This window comes from Streptomyces sp. NPDC058371, assembly GCF_042723265.1.
GTDB lineage: Bacteria > Actinomycetota > Actinomycetes > Streptomycetales > Streptomycetaceae > Streptomyces.
The window spans coordinates 423,856-441,817 of record NZ_JBHXJC010000003.1 but is presented as its reverse complement, the minus strand read 5'-3'; the positions used below and the strand labels follow the sequence as shown (position 1 = coordinate 441,817).

At 68.7% G+C, this 17,962-nt stretch carries 17 protein-coding genes; 9 read left to right on the top strand and 8 right to left on the bottom strand.

The annotated features are described in order from the left end of the window. Positions 1 to 450: 450 nt before the first annotated feature. A complete protein-coding gene (locus ACFWM2_RS13470) occupies positions 451 to 1,758 on the top strand; it encodes a hypothetical protein (protein WP_383277610.1) in 1,308 nt (435 codons plus the stop codon). Between the two features lie 771 nt (positions 1,759 to 2,529). Next, positions 2,530 to 2,751 (top strand): hypothetical protein, encoded by a 222-nt coding sequence (locus ACFWM2_RS13465; RefSeq protein ID WP_383277608.1) that lies wholly within the window; start codon positions 2,530 to 2,532, stop codon positions 2,749 to 2,751. 1,256 nt (positions 2,752 to 4,007) lie between these two features. On the opposite strand, the gene ACFWM2_RS13460 is transcribed toward ACFWM2_RS13465, so the two are convergent. Beyond that, positions 4,008 to 5,024: a DNA-directed RNA polymerase subunit alpha gene (locus ACFWM2_RS13460; RefSeq protein ID WP_383277605.1), complete on the bottom strand. Its 1,017-nt coding sequence runs from the start codon at positions 5,022 to 5,024 to the stop codon at positions 4,008 to 4,010. Between the two features lie 153 nt (positions 5,025 to 5,177). Between ACFWM2_RS13460 and ACFWM2_RS13455 the strand changes: the two genes are divergently transcribed. Further along, a complete protein-coding gene (locus ACFWM2_RS13455; protein ID WP_383277602.1) occupies positions 5,178 to 5,621 on the top strand; it encodes a hypothetical protein in 444 nt (147 codons plus the stop codon). On the opposite strand, the gene ACFWM2_RS13450 is transcribed toward ACFWM2_RS13455, so the two are convergent. Further along, entirely contained in the window at positions 5,582 to 6,136 is a 555-nt protein-coding gene (locus tag ACFWM2_RS13450) for a hypothetical protein (RefSeq protein WP_383277599.1), read from the bottom strand. The genes ACFWM2_RS13455 and ACFWM2_RS13450 overlap by 40 nt on opposite strands. A gap of 92 nt (positions 6,137 to 6,228) precedes the next feature. Here ACFWM2_RS13450 and ACFWM2_RS13445 point away from each other — a divergent pair, with 92 nt between their 5' ends. Beyond that, on the top strand, positions 6,229 to 6,741 hold the full coding sequence (locus ACFWM2_RS13445) for a PadR family transcriptional regulator (protein WP_383277596.1): 513 nt from the start codon (positions 6,229 to 6,231) through the stop codon (positions 6,739 to 6,741). A 144-nt stretch (positions 6,742 to 6,885) separates the two neighbouring features. Here the strand turns inward: ACFWM2_RS13445 and ACFWM2_RS13440 are convergent, their stop codons facing one another. After that, positions 6,886 to 7,812 (bottom strand): spermidine synthase, encoded by a 927-nt coding sequence (locus ACFWM2_RS13440; protein ID WP_383277593.1) that lies wholly within the window; start codon positions 7,810 to 7,812, stop codon positions 6,886 to 6,888. Between the two features lie 416 nt (positions 7,813 to 8,228). Here ACFWM2_RS13440 and ACFWM2_RS13435 point away from each other — a divergent pair, with 416 nt between their 5' ends. Then, a complete protein-coding gene (locus ACFWM2_RS13435) occupies positions 8,229 to 8,675 on the top strand; it encodes a hypothetical protein (protein ID WP_383277590.1) in 447 nt (148 codons plus the stop codon). A gap of 269 nt (positions 8,676 to 8,944) precedes the next feature. Here ACFWM2_RS13435 and ACFWM2_RS13430 read toward each other — a convergent pair whose 3' ends face one another. Next, positions 8,945 to 9,730 carry a calcium-binding protein gene (locus ACFWM2_RS13430; protein ID WP_383277587.1) on the bottom strand — a complete coding sequence of 262 codons (786 nt, stop codon included), beginning with the start codon at positions 9,728 to 9,730 and terminating at the stop codon, positions 8,945 to 8,947. A gap of 178 nt (positions 9,731 to 9,908) precedes the next feature. Between ACFWM2_RS13430 and ACFWM2_RS13425 the strand changes: the two genes are divergently transcribed. Beyond that, positions 9,909 to 10,091 (top strand): hypothetical protein, encoded by a 183-nt coding sequence (locus ACFWM2_RS13425; protein ID WP_383277584.1) that lies wholly within the window; start codon positions 9,909 to 9,911, stop codon positions 10,089 to 10,091. 99 nt (positions 10,092 to 10,190) lie between these two features. Here ACFWM2_RS13425 and ACFWM2_RS13420 read toward each other — a convergent pair whose 3' ends face one another. From ACFWM2_RS13420 to ACFWM2_RS13410, 3 genes are all read right to left on the bottom strand, one after another. After that, positions 10,191 to 10,688, bottom strand: coding sequence for a hypothetical protein (locus ACFWM2_RS13420; protein WP_383277581.1), 498 nt, complete (start codon positions 10,686 to 10,688; stop codon positions 10,191 to 10,193). 240 nt (positions 10,689 to 10,928) lie between these two features. Next, entirely contained in the window at positions 10,929 to 11,636 is a 708-nt protein-coding gene (locus ACFWM2_RS13415; RefSeq protein ID WP_383277578.1) for an NAD(P)-dependent oxidoreductase, read from the bottom strand. A 140-nt stretch (positions 11,637 to 11,776) separates the two neighbouring features. Next, on the bottom strand, positions 11,777 to 12,772 hold the full coding sequence (locus ACFWM2_RS13410; RefSeq protein WP_383277575.1) for an EamA family transporter: 996 nt from the start codon (positions 12,770 to 12,772) through the stop codon (positions 11,777 to 11,779). A gap of 78 nt (positions 12,773 to 12,850) precedes the next feature. Between ACFWM2_RS13410 and ACFWM2_RS13405 the strand changes: the two genes are divergently transcribed. From ACFWM2_RS13405 to ACFWM2_RS13395, 3 genes are all read left to right on the top strand, one after another. Then, positions 12,851 to 13,750: a LysR family transcriptional regulator gene (locus tag ACFWM2_RS13405; protein WP_383278312.1), complete on the top strand. Its 900-nt coding sequence runs from the start codon at positions 12,851 to 12,853 to the stop codon at positions 13,748 to 13,750. Between the two features lie 313 nt (positions 13,751 to 14,063). Further along, the gene (locus tag ACFWM2_RS13400; protein WP_383277573.1) at positions 14,064 to 14,504 is read left to right on the top strand and encodes a VOC family protein; all 441 of its coding nucleotides are present in this window, start codon (positions 14,064 to 14,066) and stop codon (positions 14,502 to 14,504) included. A gap of 282 nt (positions 14,505 to 14,786) precedes the next feature. Beyond that, on the top strand, positions 14,787 to 15,395 hold the full coding sequence (locus ACFWM2_RS13395; RefSeq protein ID WP_383277571.1) for a hypothetical protein: 609 nt from the start codon (positions 14,787 to 14,789) through the stop codon (positions 15,393 to 15,395). An 88-nt stretch (positions 15,396 to 15,483) separates the two neighbouring features. Here the strand turns inward: ACFWM2_RS13395 and ACFWM2_RS13390 are convergent, their stop codons facing one another. Continuing rightward, positions 15,484 to 17,937 carry an ATP-binding cassette domain-containing protein gene (locus ACFWM2_RS13390; RefSeq protein ID WP_383277568.1) on the bottom strand — a complete coding sequence of 818 codons (2,454 nt, stop codon included), beginning with the start codon at positions 17,935 to 17,937 and terminating at the stop codon, positions 15,484 to 15,486. Positions 17,938 to 17,962: the final 25 nt, after the last annotated feature.

The window sequence follows — 17,962 nt, the reverse complement described above, 5'->3', positions numbered from 1 at the left end:
CACCGAACTGATCGAGAAGGCACGATGGCTGTCGTCTCCGTTTACACCACGCCCTCCAGCGTCGCCGTGGACAGGGCGGACATCCTCGCCGAGGAACTCGTGCTCCCCGGCAACGGCGCTCGCTTTGCCGGTGCCCGGCGCGACAGGACGAAAGTCCGGACCGTGAAGTACTCCTCGCGTTCAACCGCCATGTCCTCAGCTGCATACCCTGGTTCAGCGGCGCAGCCCATATAGAGGCGTTCCTGGACAACACGCACTCGCAATCACCGCCGTTCACGGCGCGAACGCACACGAGTTCGTCGACCGGCTCACCGAGGTCAAGAACAAAATCACCGCCTCCATCACGCCAGAGCGACAGATCGGCTGTACAGGCCACAAACGAAGCTTGCGCCACAAAGAATCTGACGACGGAGAGTGAGCATGGCGGTAGAACGCAGGTCAGCAGATCGAGTGACAGACGAGTTCAACAGACGCTGTCAGAACGACGTGCGATTCCGGAGGGTGATGTCGACCGCTTCGATACCCTCTTTCATCCGTACCGCGTACGACATGACACCCCGGCCCTTCTTCGCCGACCGGAACGCCATGGAAACCCTGGGGATCGACCTTAGAGAGCTGTTCGACATCGTCGTATCGCTCCCCAGCCGACTGTTCGATGCGAACCTCAACGCCTACTGTTCGGCCATCGGATTGGATGAGGAGCGCACAGCCCTGGTCGGCCGCCTGCCCCACGCGACGCCCCCCACCTCCGGGCGCGCAGACCTATACCGAGTGGGACCGCAGTTCAAGCTACTGGAATTCAACGTCAACACCGGACTGGGTGGTGCGGACATATCGCAAGTGCAGCACGCCCTCATGAACTCGGACCCGTTCGCCGGATTCGCGGAGGAGTTCGGTCTCAGTTTCACGGACACCATGGCCTCCAGAGCAGATCTGCTGCGCCACGCCGCCTCTGCAGTATCGGAAGGCCGAGAACCCTTCATCGCCGCTGTGGAGGCGGACGGCACAATCTCGACCTGGGAGAACACCTTCCGTTCCATCCAAGCGTCGCTGAAGCAGTACGGGGTGGATCTGGCCTTCGGCGAACTAAGCCAGCTGGAGCGTAAGAACGGCCGGGTGTACCTTGACGGGAGGCCGATCGATCTCATGCTGCGCTACTTCATGGTGGACCAACTCGTCGGCGACGCAGTTGCCCAGGCAACGTACGAGATGGTCTGCCAGGTATCTGAGGAGGGCGGCCTTGTCCTGCACACGGCGCCCACAAGCCACCTCTCCCAAAATAAAGCTGCTATAGCCCTCCTGTCCGACCAGCGTTACCGGAACGCCTTCTCCCGCACTGAGCGAGAATTGATCGACCGCATGGTCCCCTGGACCCGTCTCCTGCGCGAAGGCGCAAGCGAGTTCGAGGACGAACGCGTCGATCTCATGCGCTTCGCGGTAGCGCACCGGAGGGAACTGGTCCTAAAGCCGAACGCGGGGCAAGGGGGCCGAGGCGTTGTAGCAGGCTGGGAAACCGAAGAACGCGCTTGGACAGACCTACTGCGGCAGTCGGTCGGCGGGCCGTTCATCATCCAACACCGCGTCGAGCCCACTCCCGAGCCTGTCGCCCATCCCGACAGCGGTCACCTAGAGAGCGTCCTGCCCGCGTGGGGCGTGTTCTTCTCAGAGAATGGCTTCGACGGAGCGTTCATCCGGACCGCTCCTTCGGCAATCATCGGAACGGCCGGTACGAAACGCAACGCCCTTTTCACCGCCTAACTTGATCTTTAACCTGGGCGGCGAGGTCGGCCGCCGGCTCCTCGACGCTCTCCCCGCCGGTCAGACGCTTCGCCGCCTCCGGCAGTACGCGGTCCGCGAACTCCCTGCCCGCCGCATCCGGCTGCCGCGGCCGTACCGTCAAGTCACCGACCTGAGCCCGCAATTCCAGGACCCGGTTCACCACAGCCGCCAGCGCATCAGCACTGGCCCCCGCATCGCAGATCTCCTGCTGGATCCGCCCGACCCGGCACGTACGCCCCGATCGGACAAGGACCCTGCCGGGCCGCGCTCGGACCGAACTCCTGAAAAGCGGGTGTCGCAGGTTCGGATCCTGCCCGGGGCACAGACAGAAGGGCCGGCTCAGGAGAGGTTTCCTCCCAGGCTGGCCCTTTGGCGTTTCTGGCGCCGTGCCACTCGTGTGCCACTACGTCGGATTCAGTCGTCGCCGTCACAGTCGGAGGCGTCTCCGCCAGCGTTGCGGATCATGGCACCGAGACGGTCAGCGATGGTCCAGGACGGACGGCTGTCGCGGCTTGTCCTGGTCGACGGCACCGGCCGGTAGTGGGTGGGGACACCGGGGCGTACGCGCGTCGGATCGATCGGCGTGCTCGTGGCTGACTGTCCTTGACTGAGGTTCTTGGCACAACCGTGACAGTTGCAGGGACCGCACCGGTTGAGAAACACCAGGTCAGGAGCGTGATGCGGTTGTTATCATTCGGATCTGTGCCGACGACCACACCGAGCGGGTTACACGTAGGCTCATACTGAGCTATGACAAAGCCTGCGGCACCGAAGCGTCATCTGCCTACCAGCCCCTTCAAAGCCCCCGTCACACCGGCTTCCAAGCGCTTCGCCTTGGGCGAGCAGGTCACACATGACGTGTACGGCCTCGGCCGGGTTGTGAGCATCGAGGACGGAATCGCGGCACTCGTGGATTTCGGCTCGGTTCAGATGCGGGTCTTGAGCCCGTACAGCAAGATGACCAAGCTCTAGGACCGTTGTGCCCGGTCACAGCGGGCACAACCCCATCAGGTAGCTGTAACGAAAGGCAGACCTCTCATCGACCCGACGTCGCTGTTCTCCGCCCCGGAAGGGCTGCCCCGCCGTTCCACCGCGGTATCGCCGCCTCCGACGACAACACCCTTCCAGGCCCCGGACTTCGGAGAGGACGAGGCCTTCGGGTTCGAGGACGCGGAGGAGCCCGCCCCGGGCACGCGTGCGGAGCCGTCCAAGGCTGCCTAGCGGTGGTTTGGGCAGCCACCCGCCGGCCGGCTGCGGTGCTGCGGTGGAAGGTGCGGCCGTTTCAGTTCCCGTCTCGTTCGGTCCCGTTCACGGCCGTTCAGGCGCGACCCGAAGCCGTCCCGGCACCGGCGGCCGGTCGCACCTGAACGCGAGTGAAAGCCCGGGCACACAGCCGGCACCCCACCGTGGAGACCGTCATCGCCAGTGCCATGGCGGTCCTCGGAACGTGCTCGGAGCGTGCTCGGCTCGGGCCTCACGCCGGCGTTTCAGCACCGCACCACCGACAGAAGCAACCAGTTCGCCCGCCGTGACAAGCTCCGGCAAGAACGACTCGACGCCTGCTCCGCTTACGCCGGCACGCGCCGCACACCAGCAGGACCGCACCACAACCGCACCGGCTCAGGCGGAGAACAGCGGGGAATCACGGTAAGGGCGGCCGACCGGACCGCGATCCGGCTTTTCGCCCAGGTCAACGCCCGAACCAGCCGCAAGTGATCGCAGCTCCCAAGTAAATGATCGCAGCTTCCAAGCAGGGGACATCGTCCTGTCCTCGGGCGCCGTCTCTCGCCAACAAGCCGTCGACGCCACGCACTTCGGCGGGCGCACTCGGGCTCGCCGGCCCGGCCGGCGAAGGCGCAGGCCGACAGCAAGGCACCCACCCTCTCTCCGAAAGCGGGTGTAGCAGGTTCGAATCCTGCCTGGGGCACGCCTTCTGACTGCGTCAGAGCATGAAGCAGCCCCCTCGGAGTGATCTCCGAGGGGGCTGCTTCATGCCCTTGTGGGCAGACGGGGACAAACGGGAGACGAGATCCCAGGCGGCATTCGAGGCGGGCCCAATCAGGGGGACAGAAGGCAAGGCCACCCAGAGATGGCGGATGCCTTCGCCATCTTGATCGAGCTCGGGCCTCTGTGTCTCTGCCGTTGAGCGCTCGGGGAGCCGGGGGCGGGCGGCTTGCTCATCGCCGACCCCTCTGACTTCCCGGCTCCTCCGCGACCCGGCGCAGTGTTCAGTACTGCTCGGTCTCCACGAAACCCGCGTCCACGTCGTCGTCCGCGCCGAGGGCAGCGGCGGTCGGGTCGAATCCGGGCGGGCTGTCCTTGAGGCCCAGACCCAGGCCGGCCAGCTTCGCCTTGACCTCGTCGATGGACTTCGCACCGAAGTTACGGATGTCCAGCAGGTCGGCCTCGGAGCGCGCCAGGAGCTCACCCACCGAGTGGACGCCCTCGCGCTTGAGGCAGTTGTAGGAGCGGACGGTGAGTTCGAGCTCCTCGATCGGCAGCGCCATGTCAGCGGCGAGGGCGGCGTCCGTGGGGGACGGGCCCATGTCGATGCCCTCGGCGTCGATGTTGAGCTCGCGCGCCAGACCGAACAGCTCGACCAGGGTCTTACCGGCCGACGCCATGGCGTCACGCGGACGCATGGCCTGCTTCGTCTCGACGTCGACGATCAGCTTGTCGAAGTCGGTGCGCTGCTCGACACGGGTCGCCTCTACCTTGTACGTGACCTTCAGCACCGGCGAGTAGATCGAGTCGACCGGGATGCGCCCGATCTCCTGGCCCACCTGCTTGTTCTGCACGGCGGAGACGTAGCCGCGACCGCGCTCGACGGTCAGCTCCATCTCCAGCTTGCCCTTGCCGTTGAGCGTGGCGAGGACGAGGTCGGGGTTGTGCACCTCGACACCGGCCGGGGGCGCGATGTCGGCGGCGGTGACCAGACCCGGGCCCTGCTTGCGCAGGTACATCACGACCGGCTCGTCGTGCTCCGAGGAGACGACCAGCTGCTTGATGTTGAGGATCAGGTCGGTGACGTCCTCCTTGACGCCCGGCACGGTGGTGAACTCGTGCAGAACGCCGTCGATCCGGATGCTGGTGACAGCCGCACCAGGGATCGAGGAGAGGAGAGTACGACGCAGGGAGTTGCCGAGGGTGTAACCGAAGCCCGGCTCCAGCGGCTCGATCACGAACCGGGAACGGAACTCGTCGACGACCTCTTCGGTCAGAGATGGACGCTGAGCAATAAGCACGAGGTGTTGCCTCCAGTGTTCGGCGCCCGCTATGTAACGCCGTGGACATCAACGAAGGGTACGGGCGGTTCGGCCTCCGAAGGAGCCGAACCGCCCACCCCCGACCGTCTGCCGGCCGGTCGGCAGGCCCGGGGGCGCCCGTACGCACTGGTAATGGCCGTAGCCGTGACCTCGACGCCGCTGCCGGTGACCGTACTCGAAACGGTACTCAAGGGCCGTGGCAGAAGAGCACGGTGGGCTGCCTACGCCGACGCGATCCTGCTGTGCGGGCTGCTGAACTGGCCGGCGCTTATGATCCTGCCCGCGCACGCGGCGCCCCTGATCCGGACGCGGGTCCCGCGCGAGGTGCGGGCCCGCTGGACGGCGACGTCGGCGGCGGCCGTAGCGGGCGCCCTGCTCCTGATCCTGTTCACCGCGAGCCCGTCCGAACAGGTCTCCTGGCTACCGCTGCCGACCCGGCACACGATGATCGGTGACCGACGGGTCGTACGTGGCGGGTTCTTCGGCTACCGGGGCGCAGCTGCCCGCCGGGTGAGGCTGGGCCTGTCGCGCGGAGGTCATCGGACACCGGCCTTGGCCTGGACGTGGGCGACGTAGCGGACGGTGAAAATCATCGGGACGGCGAAGCCGGCGATCTGGATGACCGTGGCGGTGGTCGAGTGGGCGTTTCCGGCGTGCGCCACGAGGGCGAGCACGACAGCGGTCAGGGCGAAGGCCGCGGTCCAGACAGCGGTGATGATGACGTTGGTCTGGATGAACGGCTTGAGCCCCCAGACCTCGCGGGGGGTGGAGCCCTTGGCGATGCCCAGCGTGAACGGCTTGCCGATGGCCAGTGAGACCCCGGCGATGACCGCCAGCGTGCCCGCCGACAGCGCCGCCGAATAGTCGTGCACGCCCGAGTCCGGGTTGGCGAAGGCGATGACGGCCAGTACGGCGAAGAAGACCGCGGAGCCGACCTCGATGATCAGCGCGTCGAGTCCGACACCTGCCCGTATCTGCTGGACGATCACGGCCACTGCGACCACCAGGGCGGCCAGCGCCGCCCACTGCCAGCTCCCCGAGGGCAGCACAGCGAAGACGATCCAGGGGAGGAAGGTGCGCAGGTAGGACATTGCAGGTCTCCGCTTCAGCGTTCCAGTTCCGACATGTAAAAACTAGAAGGTCCACTCTCGACATGTCAATAGTGGAATGTAGACTGCGGAGCATGAGTCTTCGACACGCGCTGCTCGGGCTCCTCTCCGAGCGTCCCGCCAGCGGCTACGACCTGCTGAAACTGTTCGAGACGTCGCTGGCCACCGCCTGGCCGGCGACCCAGAGCCAGATCTACACCGAGCTGACCAAGCTGGCGGGCACCGGGCTGATCAAGGTGACGGCCGAGGGTCCGCGGGGCCGCAAGGAGTACGCCCTCACCGACGAAGGGCTGGCCGAACTGCGGCACTGGCTGACCGAGACCACGCCGCAGCGGAACACCCGTAGCGACATTCTTCTGCGGGTGTTCTTCCTCGGAGTGCTGACGCCCGAGCAGGCACGCGGCTACCTCACCGAGCTCGTCGAGCTGTCCGACGAGGGGTACCAGAGTCTGCGTCGGCTGGAGGAGTCCGTCGACTGGGATGCCGGCAGCCTTTCGGTCTACGGCCGGATCTCCTTGGAGTACGGCCTGCGGTTCAACGCCATGCGCCGCGAGTGGGCCGAGTGGGCGGCGGGCCAGATCACCTGACGCCGGTGGGGCGAGTGGGCGGCCGCCAGGTCGCCTGACGCCGTTGCGGCGGCGGGAGCCGGCCCGCCGGACAAGCCGGCGTTCCGCGGGTTGGAGCGGGGGGTACGGAGACGCGTTGGCGGCCGCTGCCCTGCCCAGGCGTCCTCAGCCGCCGTGCCTGCGGGCGACGTAGACAGTGTTGGCCGCGGTCCCGCCCTGGAGCGGATTGTCGAAATCGACCACGTGCGCAGCGGTCTCCGTGAAGACCCCCGCGAGTACCGCGCCGAACTCCTCGTCCGGCGGGTCGTTCGACCACAGCGCGAACACGCCCCCGGGATGCAGCAGTTCGGCCAGAGCGGTCAGACCGGCGTGGCGGTAGAGCGCGGCATGGCCGGGGTGCAGCACATGGCGCGGTGAGTGGTCGACGTCCAGCAGGATCGCGTGGAAACGGCGGCCGGGAGTCTCGGGATCCAGCCCGCGCGGGGCGGCACCGGCGCCGCGGGCCGTACCCTCCGCAGACACCGGTCCGCCTACCTCCCCACCCGCCGTCGTACCGTCGGCAGACACCGGTTCGCCCGCCGCCGGGCCGTCCGCAGGCACCGGTCCGCCCGCCGCCGCACCTTCGGCAGACACCGGTCCGCCCGCCGCCGAGCCGTCCGCAGGCACCGGTCCGCCCGCCGCCGCGCTCCCCGCGGCCATCGCGAAGAAGTCCCCGCGCACCAGCCGGCACCGGGGGTCCGACGCCAGTCCCGCGCCCAGCGGTACGAGCCCGCGCCGGTGCCAGTCGATCACCTCGGCCAGGGCGTCGACGACGATCAGCGAGCGCACCCGCGGATCGTCCAGCGCCGTCCGGGCCGTGTAACCGAGGCCGAGGCCGCCCACGACGACATCGAGCGGGCCGTCGGGCAGTGCCGCCAGGCCGAGCCGGGCCAACTCGACTTCGCCCGCGGTGAAGAGACTGGACATCAGGTACTCGTCATCGAGCTTCACCTCGTACACGTCCTCCCCCGACGCCGGGTCCCGCCGACGCCGCAGGCTGATCTCACCCATGGGGGTCGGCCGCCAGTCGATCTCCTCGAAACGTGCGCTCATCCGGTGTCCTTCTCCGCGTCCTCGTCCGCTGCCGCGGGCGGGTTGGGGTGCGCCGCAGGAAGGTTCCGTACGGGCCGGGGCGGGGCCCGATGCCCTGCAGGGTCCCACACGGAGCGCTTCCGGCGGGGCGACCGCACGGCCGCACGCCGCCGCGCATCCAGCAGCGCATCCAGCAGCCATCTTGATTCCCAAGGCCGTGTTCGGCCGCGTTCAGCCGGGTTCGGCGCGACGGCGTGAAGCCGGCAGACCAGCCCCGTTCGCGGCCGTTCCACTCCGCTCCTGGGCGGGGGGCGGTGAGCCTTCCTCGAGTTCACCTCAGGGAGTGGATCATTCGATTGTCACGTGCATGACCTACGCATACTGTCCGAGTGCTCGATCGCCACGGGGCGGTCCACCGGAAAGGTGGGACCACGACGGTGTCCGCGGCCAAGAGCGGCACCATCACCTTCGAGGTCTCGGGCAGCGTCGCGTTCTCAGCCGGGGCGATCCTCGCGAAGGCCAAGACCACGATCTCCGTCAAGGTCGCCGACAGCGTGTCCGTTTTCCCTGGTCACACCTACAGCCAGAACGTACCCGGGAAGAAGTACGGTCACATGCAGTACGGCTCCTGGGGCTACAAGACGAGCTGGAAGAGGTACCGAACCGCCACCGGCAACGGCTGCGGCGGTGTCGAAATCCCCTGCGCCAAGCGTCTCGGCGACGACAACTGGCCCGTCCGAGAAGAAGGTTACCGAGCAGGCTCAGGCGATCCTTGCTGCTGTACAGACCGGCAGGTGCACGGGCCAGAAGGCCACGGTCGCGTGCGATCAGTCGCTGGTCCACCAGCGGATCACGGGGCACAGGCCAGTCCGCATCAACGGTGACGGAACCACGGGTGCGACCGGCGTGATCGCCTGGCAGGTCGACGCCATCTGAGCTGTGGCGCAGAGGAAGCGGAGACTCGACACCGACAGGCCTGAGGCCACAGGTTCCGGGGCTCACCGGCATACGAGCAGGGGCGCCATCCCGGTGCGGACGGCGCCCCTACTGGGCATTCGCTGAGACTCAACAGGCTTGGTGTGACGGCCGCCTGTGGCCGGATCGGTGGTCTTGCGCGTCAGCGGCAGGTCTCAGATACGCCCTCAGTACGTGGCTACTGGACGTCGACGAGGTCGCCGGCCGCGTTGACCGCCGGAGTCGTCGACGTGCCCGCGAAGCTGTAGCGGAAGTAGCCGTCGGTGGAGGCGGTGACGGTCGTCTTGAGGTTGCCCGCCGAGTTGGACTTGATCGTCTTCAGCGTGGTGTAGGTGCTGCTGCCCTTCTTGCGGAACTGCAGCTTCACCGACTGGTTCGTGTAGCCGTGGTACTTGTTGTCGTCCCAACTGGCCCGGGAGAGCTTGCCGGTGACCGTGATGGTCTTGCCCTTCTTCACCGGCTCCGGCGCGGCGTTGACCGTCAGCTTCGAGTAGCGCTGCACCTTGAACGTGGTGGCCGCGTCCCGGTGGATGTAGTCGGAGTCATTGGCGGAGACCAGCGTGCCGAGGTCCCAGGTGGCCGCGGCGCTGTTGTCGACGAAGCCGGTCGACGCCTCCGGGTCGAAGGTCAGCGTGCCCGTGCACGTCGACGTGGTGGCGCTCGCCTTGACGCACGTGATCTCGCCGTCGTCGTACCAGATCTGCGCGAAGTTCGGCGTCGGGCCGAACGCGCTGATGTACGTGGTCTCGGCGATGCCCGAATCGTCCGACGCGGTCACGGCAACCTTGGCGGACACCGCCTTGGTGGTACCGACCACGACCGGCTTGCCGCCGTTGACGACGACCTTGTCGATCGTGATGTTGCCCGAGCCGCCGTCTTCCGCCTGGGCGGCGGTGGCCCCGATTGCTGTGGCGACCAGCACGACGCTGGTGCCGAGCAGGGCAGTCCGCATGGCTGTGCGCATGTATGTCCCCCCACGAAATCTCTGATTGATCAGGGGGAGCGTACGGCGTTGGCCAAAGGTTCACCACGCTGTTGTTTCAACAACCCCACCACACACGCAGGCCTTCGCCGTCAGCAGCAGGCCGCGAACGCAGGGCCGGCCCTGGAGGGGGTTCCTGGGAACCCTGACCATCGGCGCCGTGATCGCGCGGAGCGACGGCCACCGGGCCATCGCCGCCGGCGACATGCCCTTCGATGTGCCGGAGGGTACCGAAATCCCGGTCGTCGACCCCGACGACCTCGCTGCGGAGTACTGGGACATGTACACCCGGCGCGACGTGGTCGAGCTGGCGAACCCGGCCGAGGGCGTTCCCGCCCTCTGATCCTTCCGCCGCCCGAAACCCCGTGTGCACGGGTGCGGGATCGACCGCGAGGCGCGCATCCGGGCCGTGGCACCGAGGGGGCGGCCCGGCGCATCAGCGTCAGACGTACGTCCAACGCCACGCGTTCGAGCTGTACGCGCACTTGATCTTCGTACCGCTGTCGGTGGTGGTGATGGCCCCGTGGTCGCTGTTCCGGCAGAACTGGCCCGCCGAGTAGCAGTTGCCCGCGTTCGAGACGATCGTGCACGTGCCGGTGCTGTCGCTCCCGCCGCCACTGCCGCTTCGGGTGTCGGCGGCCTTGGCGGTGGCGGTCTTAGTGACGGTGACCGTCGGGACGGGCTTCGTCTTGGCCTTGACGGTCTCGGTGACGGTCGGGCCCGGCTCGGGCGCGCTTTCGACCGTCGCCGTGATGGTCGTCGCGGGCTTGACCTTGGCCTCGACGGGCTGTTGCCCGTCGTCCGCGGCGGAACCGATGACCCCGCCCGCGATGAACAGCGCCGCGCCTCCGACCCATACGAGTACGCGCTTGCGGAGCGGCCGGGCGTCGGGCGGGCGCGGTGGCGCCGGAGGTATCGGGCCGGTGTACGGGTTGGTCATCTCGTCCCCCAAGGCGTTTCGGGTGGAGTGACCGTAGTGCCCCGCAAGACCACATGTGTGGGGCATGTCAGAGAGGTGGCCATTCCGTGACCAATGCCCCGGCCGGTGCTCGCGTACGGGACCCCGCCGGTGCTCTCGTACGGGACCCCGCCGGTGCTCTCGTACTGGATCCCGGCCGGTGCTCCCGTGCTGGATCCCGGCCAGTGCTCCCGTGCAGGGTCAGGACGGTGGTGCGCCGACTCAAACCGGCGGGCGTTCGTCCTCGTGGGCGACCGCGGCGACCGTGATGTGCCGTTCGCGGCCCGGGTTCTCGAGTTCGTCGACCACGGCTACGGCCAGGTCCTCGGCGCTGATCCGGGAGTGGCCGGCGGCGTCGGTGAGCAGGGTGTCGGTGCCGCGCCGGTAGTCGCCGGTCCGTTCGCCGGGCTCGAGGAGGGCCGGGGGGCTCAGGTAGACCCAGTCGGCGTCGGGATGGGCCTGGCAGGTGCGCAGTTGGGCAACCCCGGCGGCGGCGACGGTCTTGAACTCGGCGGGCACGTACTCGGGGTTGTCGGCGACCAGCAGCTCCTGGTCACACGGGCTGCGCAACGCCCCGGCGCCGCCGACCACGAGGACACGTATCCCCAGCTGTGCGGCGATGTCCAGCACCGTACGAGTGGCGCCGGTCAAGAACTCCTGGTCGACCGGGTTGGTCCGCACGGCCAGTACGACGGCGTCCGCGGCGGCGTACGAGGCGGAGCCGGCAAGTGCCTCGCGTACGGCGCCCGAGTCGTTCGCGTCGACCGCGATCAGTCTCACCTTCGGGTCCTCGCTCGCCGGCTTCCGGGACAGGGCGAGCACCTCGTGTCCGCGCGCACCGGCCTCGGCGATCACCCGGCTGCCGACCATCCCGCCGGCGCCCAGCACCGCGATCGTCCTGCCCGCACTCGGACCGACTGCTGTCTCCATCGAACCGGCCCTCGTTGCAGCTGTCTTCATCGAACCCGCCCGCGTTGTAGCTGTAGCCGTCGTCTTCATCGGATCCGTCCCGGTCGCAGCTGCCCCCGTCACGCCTGTCGTCATCGGGCCTGTCGTCATCGGGGCTGTCTTCATCGGCTCCGCCCTCCCGCGATCCGGTCTTCGCCCAGTGGGACCTCGCGCATCTGGGCCTCCGATGGCCCGCCGCGCGCCGCCCCGCGGCCGAACACCCTCGGCGCATGGAGCTGCGCGGCGAGCAACGCGGCCAGAGCGAGGACGAAGCCAAGGGTCTGCAGCAGGCTCAGTGACTCGCCCAGCACGATGCCGACGACGGTCGCGACCAACGGCGACAGCAGCACCAGGGGTGCGGACGCGCCGACCGGCAGCCTGCCGATCCCGCGGAACCACAGCGTGGAGGCGATCAGCCCGCCCACGCTGCCGAGCCACACGAAGCCGACGACAGCTCCGGCGTCGATCCGCGGTGGCGACCCCTCGATCGCGATGGTGAGCGGGAGCAACAGCAGCCCGCCGGCGGCCAGTTGCCAGCCGGCCAGGGTCAGTGGGCCGACCCCCGCGGGACGGCCCCAGCGCTTGGTGAGGACGATCCCGCCGGCCATGCCCGCCGTACCGCCGAGACCGGCGAGCACTCCGACGCCGTCCAACCGGGCCTGCGGTCCGAGCACGACGAGTCCGACGCCGACCACGCCGACCACACCCCAGGCCAGTCGCCAGACCGTCGGCCGGTCGTGGACCACCGCGACGGCCAACCCGGCGACCATCAGCGGCTGGGTGGCGCTCAGGGTGGCGGCGACGCCGCCGGGGAGTCGTTCGGCGGCCACGAACAGCAGGGGGAACAGGGCGCCGATGTTGAGCGCGCCGAGGACGGCGGCCTTCCACCACCAGTTCCCGCGCGGGAGCACCGGGGCGAGCGCCAGCGCGATCAGTCCGGCGGGCAGGGCGCGCACCAGCCCGGCGAACAGCGGATGCCCGGGCGGTAGCAGTTCCGTGGTCACGGCGTACGTGGTGCCCCAGGCCGCGGGAGCGAGTGCGGTCAGCGCGACGGTTGTCGCCCGGCGCGTGTGCGCGGTTCGCGGCGGACCCGGTGACCGCTTGGTCGAGGTAGGCATGGGGGGAAGTCTCGGCGTAACGCATCATGATTCCAACGCATGCTTGTCATGCCAGCCATGAACCAGAACGATGACTGGGTGGATCTCCAGCAGATGCGATACGTCGTCGCCGTCGCCGAAACCCGCAACTTCACTCGTGCCGCGGAGCGTTGCTCCGTGGTGCAGTCGTCGCTGAGTCACCGCATCGCCGGGCTGGAACGGGAGCTCGGGGTCAAGCTGTTCGCCCGATCCAGCCGCCGCGTCGAGCTGACCAGTGCCGGAGCGGCGTTTCTGGTCGGTGCGCGCGAGTGCCTGGCCGCCGCCGACCGCGCGGTCGCCGACGCCGCCGCCGCGACGGGCGTGGTACGTGGTCGGCTCGCCGTCGGCGTGATCGTGACCACGGCTGCCGTCGACGTACCGGAGTTGTTGCAGCGGTACCGGGCTCAGCACCCGGACGTCCGGGTCGCTCTCCGTTCCGGACGCAGCGACGACCTGGTGGCGGCGATCCGGAACGGCGACCTGGACATCGCCTTCCTCGGCCTGCCGGAGGGCGGACGGCCGTCCGGGGTGGAGACCATCGTTCTCGACCACGACGAGCACGTACTGGTGGTGCCGGCCGGGCATCGGCTGGCGGGCGCTTCCCGGGTCACGTTGCCGGAGATCGCCGACGAGACCTTCGTGGACTTCGTGGACGGGACGCCTGCCCGGGCCCAGTCCGATCAGGCGTTCGCCGCCGTGGGCCTCGTCCGCGACGTCGCGTACGAGGCCGGTGTCGTCGAGCTGATCACCCGGCTGATCGCGCGCGGGCTCGGTGTCGCGCTGCTGCCGTCGGCCTTCATCCGGCCGCTGGCCGCCGGCGATCCCGGGCTGGCGTTGGTCCCCGTGGTCGACGGGCCGCATCGCGTCGAGTACCTGGCGTGGAGCCGGTTCAACCCCAGCCCGGCCACCCGGGCGATGCTCGACGTCCTCGGCGTGCGGCCGGCGGCAACGGGCTCCTGACCCCCGCGGCGCCCTGGCCAGAGCCTCCGGCGCCGATCTGCATTCCCGTCCACGGATGCTCGGGCCCGCCGGGGGTCAGCGCCGCCCCCAGCTCGCGCCGGCGCCGCGCGGCGGGGCCCGGACGGGTGCGGCGAGGGCGAGCGGCACGAGGAACTCCCCCGCCGAGGGTGACCCGGCACCGTGAATTGATCGGAGGCGCGAGCCAGAATCTTTCGGAGTTCGGCGGTCTGGGATGTCGAGAACGTGCCACCGGATCCGTCCCAGGGACATCAGCGGCCACCACCGGCCGTACGAGGAAGAAGGAGAAACCGGCATGGCGATTCAGCGGATGGACAACGTCGGCATCGTCGTCGAGGACATGGATGCCGCCATCGCGTTCTTCGTGGAACTCGGTATGGAGCTGGAGGGCAGGGCGGCGGTCGAGGGCCTCGTCGCCGACCAGTGCACCGGACTCGACGGCGTCCACTGTGACATCGCGATGGTCCGGACCCCGGACGGTCACAGCCGGCTCGAGCTGGCGAAGTACCGCAGCCCCGCGGCGATCAGCGACGGGCCGCGCAACCGGCCGCACAACATCCTGGGCACGCACCGCGTCATGTTCGCCGTCGACGACATCGAGGACACCGTTGCCCGCCTGCGCCCTCACGGCGCCGAACTGGTCGGCGAGATCGCCCGGTTCGAGGACAGCTATCTGCTCTGCTACGTCCGCGGCCCGGAGGGCATCATCTTCGGGCTGGCCGAGCAACTGCGCTGAACAGGAGGAACCGAACCATGCAGCCGAACGAGGTCATCAGGTTCTGAACCGCCCGATCGGCCAGGAGATGCCGGCCCGTTGACGTGACCCGCCTGGCCTACGTCGCCGAGGACGGGACCCCGCGCAACGTACCGCCCTCCGGATGTGGCAACCGCCGGTGCGGCCGGCCCAACCCCTGACAGTATCGACAGCATCCGCACAGCAGCCACAGAGTCTCGAACCTCGCGCCCGGCTCCGCTCGACGGTTACGAGACAGCCTCTGCCTGAGGAATGGAGTGATCCATGCGATCACTGCGCAAGGCAACAACCAGCGTGGCAACCGTCGCGCTGGCCCTTCTGGCAGCTGCCTGCGGCAGTGGCTCCGGCTCGCCTTCCGGCAGCAAGCAGAACACCAACACGTCCACAGAGTCCGCGCCGAGCACGGCACCGCCCAAGTCGACAGCCCCGGCTTCGCCTTCAGAGACCGACGGCACATCTTTTGCCGACGGCGAGGTCTGCGCCAAGCTGACGGCAAGCGACGTCGAGAAGATCGTCGGCAAGCCGGTCAAGGCAGACGATCTCATGCTCGACGTGAACTCGCCGGAAGCCGTCAGCAAGCCTGATCCCACCATCTGCACCTACCACTTGCCGACGGAGAGCGGCCGGCAGAGGTTTGTGTCCGTCGGCCGCATCGGTCCGCCCGAGTCCACGTCGGAGTGGAAGAACGTCGAAAGCCGCAACCGCGGCAAACTGACCGACGAGTTCGGCGCCGGCACCCAGGGCGTCGGCGGGGACAGCGGCATCTACCTGATCCGCAAGGGGGACGCCGTCATCACGTTCCAGGGCATCGAAGCCGGTCTGGACGACGCCGTCCTCAAGAAGCTCGCCCGCAAGGCGGTCGAAGTCCTGTAGTCCCGAGCAGGGCCGACCGGGTAAGCAGCGGCAAGAGTTCCCGCCGACCGGCCGTGTGCCTCGGCTCCCCCCTCCGCCAGGACTCCGGTCAGCCCACGTACGCCGCCAAATGCTCCCCCGTGAGCGTCGAGCGGGCGGTGACGAGGTCGGCCGGGGTGCCTTCGAAGACGATGCGGCCGCCGTCGTGGCCGGCGCCGGGGCCGAGGTCGATGATCCAGTCGGCGTGGGCCATGACCGCCTGGTGGTGCTCGACGACGATGACCGACTTCCCGGAGTCGACGAGCCGGTCCAGCAGGGCGAGCAGCTGCTCGACGTCGGCGAGGTGCAGGCCGTTGGTCGGCTCGTCGAGGACGTAGACGCCGCCCTTCTCTGACATGTGCGTGGCCAGCTTGAGCCGCTGGCGCTCGCCGCCGGACAGGGTGGTGAGCGGCTGGCCGAGGCTGAGGTAGCCGAGCCCGACGTCGGCGAGCCGGCCGAGGATGCGCTGCGCGGCCGGCGTGTGCGCCTCGCCCGAGCCGAAGAACTCCTCGGCCTCGGTCACCGGCATCGCGAGCACCTCGCTGATGTCGCGGCCGCCGAGGTGGTAGTCGAGGACCGCTGCCTGGAACCGCTTCCCCTCGCACTCCTCGCAGGGCGTGGCGACGCCGGCCATCATCGCCAGGTCGGTGTAGACGACCCCGGCGCCGTTGCAAGTGGGGCAGGCGCCCTCGGAGTTGGCGCTGAACAGGGCCGGCTTCACACCGTTGGTCTTCGCGAACGCCTTGCGGATCGGGTCGAGCAGTCCGGTGTACGTCGCCGGGTTGCTGCGCCGGGAGCCCTTGATCGCTCCCTGGTCGACCGACACCACGCCCGCGCCGGCGGGGATCGAACCGTGCACGAGCGAGCTCTTGCCGGAGCCGGCGACGCCCGTGACGACCGCGAGCACGCCGAGCGGGATGTCGACGTCCACGCCCCGCAGGTTGTTCGCCGTCGCTCCGCGGATCTCCAGGGTGCCGGTGGGCTTCCGTACCGTCTCCTTGACGGCGGACCGGTCGTCGAAATGCCGGCCGGTGACGGTGCCGGCGGTGCGCAGGCCCTCGACGGTGCCCTCGAAGCAGACCGTGCCGCCTCCCGTGCCCGCCCCGGGGCCGAGGTCGACGACGTGGTCGGCGATCGCGATGACCTCCGGCTTGTGCTCCACGACGAGCACCGTGTTGCCCTTGTCCCGCAGCCGCAGCAGCAGGCCGTTCATCCGCTGGATGTCATGGGGGTGCAGGCCCGCGGTGGGCTCGTCGAAGACGTACGTGACGTCGGTGAGCGAGGAGCCGAGGTGGCGGATCATCTTGACGCGCTGCGCCTCACCGCCGGACAGCGTGCCCGCCGGCCGGTCGAGCGAGAGGTAGCCGAGGCCGATCTCCACGAACGAGTCGAGGGTCTGCTGGAGCGCGGAGAGCAGCGGCGCCACCGACTGCTCGTCGAGACCGCGGACCCATTCGGTCAGATCGCGGATCTCCATCGCGCAGGCGTCGGCGATGCTGATCTTCTTGATCTTCGACGACCGGGCCCCCTCGCTGAGCCGGGTGCCCTCGCACTCGGGGCAGGTGGTGAAGGTGACCGCCCGCTCCACGAACGCCCGGATGTGCGGCTGCAGCGCCTCCTTGTCCTTGGACAGGAACGACTTCTGGATCTTGGGGATGAGCCCTTCGTAGGTGAGGTTGACGCCGTTCACCTTGACCTTGACCGGCTCCCCGTAGAGGAAGTCCTGCAACTCCTTCTTGGTGTACTCGCGGATCGGCTTGTCCGGGTCGACGAAGCCGGACTGGGCGTAGACCTGCACGGTCCACTGGCTGTCCGACTTCCAGCCGGGAATGGTGAACGCGCCCTCGGCGAGCGACTTGGAGTCGTCGTAGAGCTGGGTGAGGTCGATGTCGGAGACCCTGCCCCGGCCCTCGCAGCGCGTACACATGCCGCCGGTGCGGTTGAAGGTCGCCTTCACCGTCTTCTTGGCACCGCGCTCCACGGTGATCGCGCCGCTCGCCCGGACCGAGGCGGTGTTGAAGGAGTACGCGCTGGGCGGGCCGATGTGCGGCGTGCCGAGCCGGCTGAACAGGATCCGCAGCATCGCGTTGGCGTCGGTGGCGGTGCCGACCGTGGAGCGGGGGTCGGCGCCCATCCGCTGCTGGTCGACGGTGATCGCGGTGGTCACGCCGTCGAGTACGTCGACCTCGGGCCGCGCGAGCGTGGGCATGAAGCCCTGTACGAAGGCGCTGTAGGTCTCGTTGATCAGCCGCTGCGACTCGGCGGCGATCGTGTTGAACACCAGCGAGCTCTTGCCCGAGCCGGAGACGCCGGTGAACACCGTCAGGCGGCGCTTCGGGATCTCGATGCTGACGTCCTTGAGGTTGTTCTCCCGCGCCCCGTGCACGCGGATCAGGTCGTGGGTATCGGCGACGTGCGGCGCAGACGACTGCGACTGCGTGTCGGCGACGAGCGGCTCAGCCGACTGCGTGTCGGCGGCATGCGGCGCAGGCGACTGCGTGTCCGTCCTCGTGGCCCTGCTCATCGTGTCTCCATCTGTCGGACGGGCC

Coding starts and splice junctions, on each gene's coding strand:
- ACFWM2_RS13390 (WP_383277568.1), bottom strand. CDS start 17,937: ATGAGCAGGGCCACGAGGACGGACACGCAGTCGCCTGCGCCGCATGCC.
- ACFWM2_RS13410 (WP_383277575.1), bottom strand. CDS start 12,772: ATGCCTACCTCGACCAAGCGGTCACCGGGTCCGCCGCGAACCGCGCAC.
- ACFWM2_RS13395 (WP_383277571.1), top strand. CDS start 14,787: ATGCGATCACTGCGCAAGGCAACAACCAGCGTGGCAACCGTCGCGCTG.
- ACFWM2_RS13430 (WP_383277587.1), bottom strand. CDS start 9,730: ATGCGCACAGCCATGCGGACTGCCCTGCTCGGCACCAGCGTCGTGCTG.
- ACFWM2_RS13415 (WP_383277578.1), bottom strand. CDS start 11,636: ATGGAGACAGCAGTCGGTCCGAGTGCGGGCAGGACGATCGCGGTGCTG.
- ACFWM2_RS13465 (WP_383277608.1), top strand. CDS start 2,530: ATGACAAAGCCTGCGGCACCGAAGCGTCATCTGCCTACCAGCCCCTTC.
- ACFWM2_RS13420 (WP_383277581.1), bottom strand. CDS start 10,688: ATGACCAACCCGTACACCGGCCCGATACCTCCGGCGCCACCGCGCCCG.
- ACFWM2_RS13450 (WP_383277599.1), bottom strand. CDS start 6,136: ATGTCCTACCTGCGCACCTTCCTCCCCTGGATCGTCTTCGCTGTGCTG.
- ACFWM2_RS13445 (WP_383277596.1), top strand. CDS start 6,229: ATGAGTCTTCGACACGCGCTGCTCGGGCTCCTCTCCGAGCGTCCCGCC.
- ACFWM2_RS13400 (WP_383277573.1), top strand. CDS start 14,064: ATGGCGATTCAGCGGATGGACAACGTCGGCATCGTCGTCGAGGACATG.
- ACFWM2_RS13455 (WP_383277602.1), top strand. CDS start 5,178: ATGGCCGTAGCCGTGACCTCGACGCCGCTGCCGGTGACCGTACTCGAA.
- ACFWM2_RS13440 (WP_383277593.1), bottom strand. CDS start 7,812: ATGAGCGCACGTTTCGAGGAGATCGACTGGCGGCCGACCCCCATGGGT.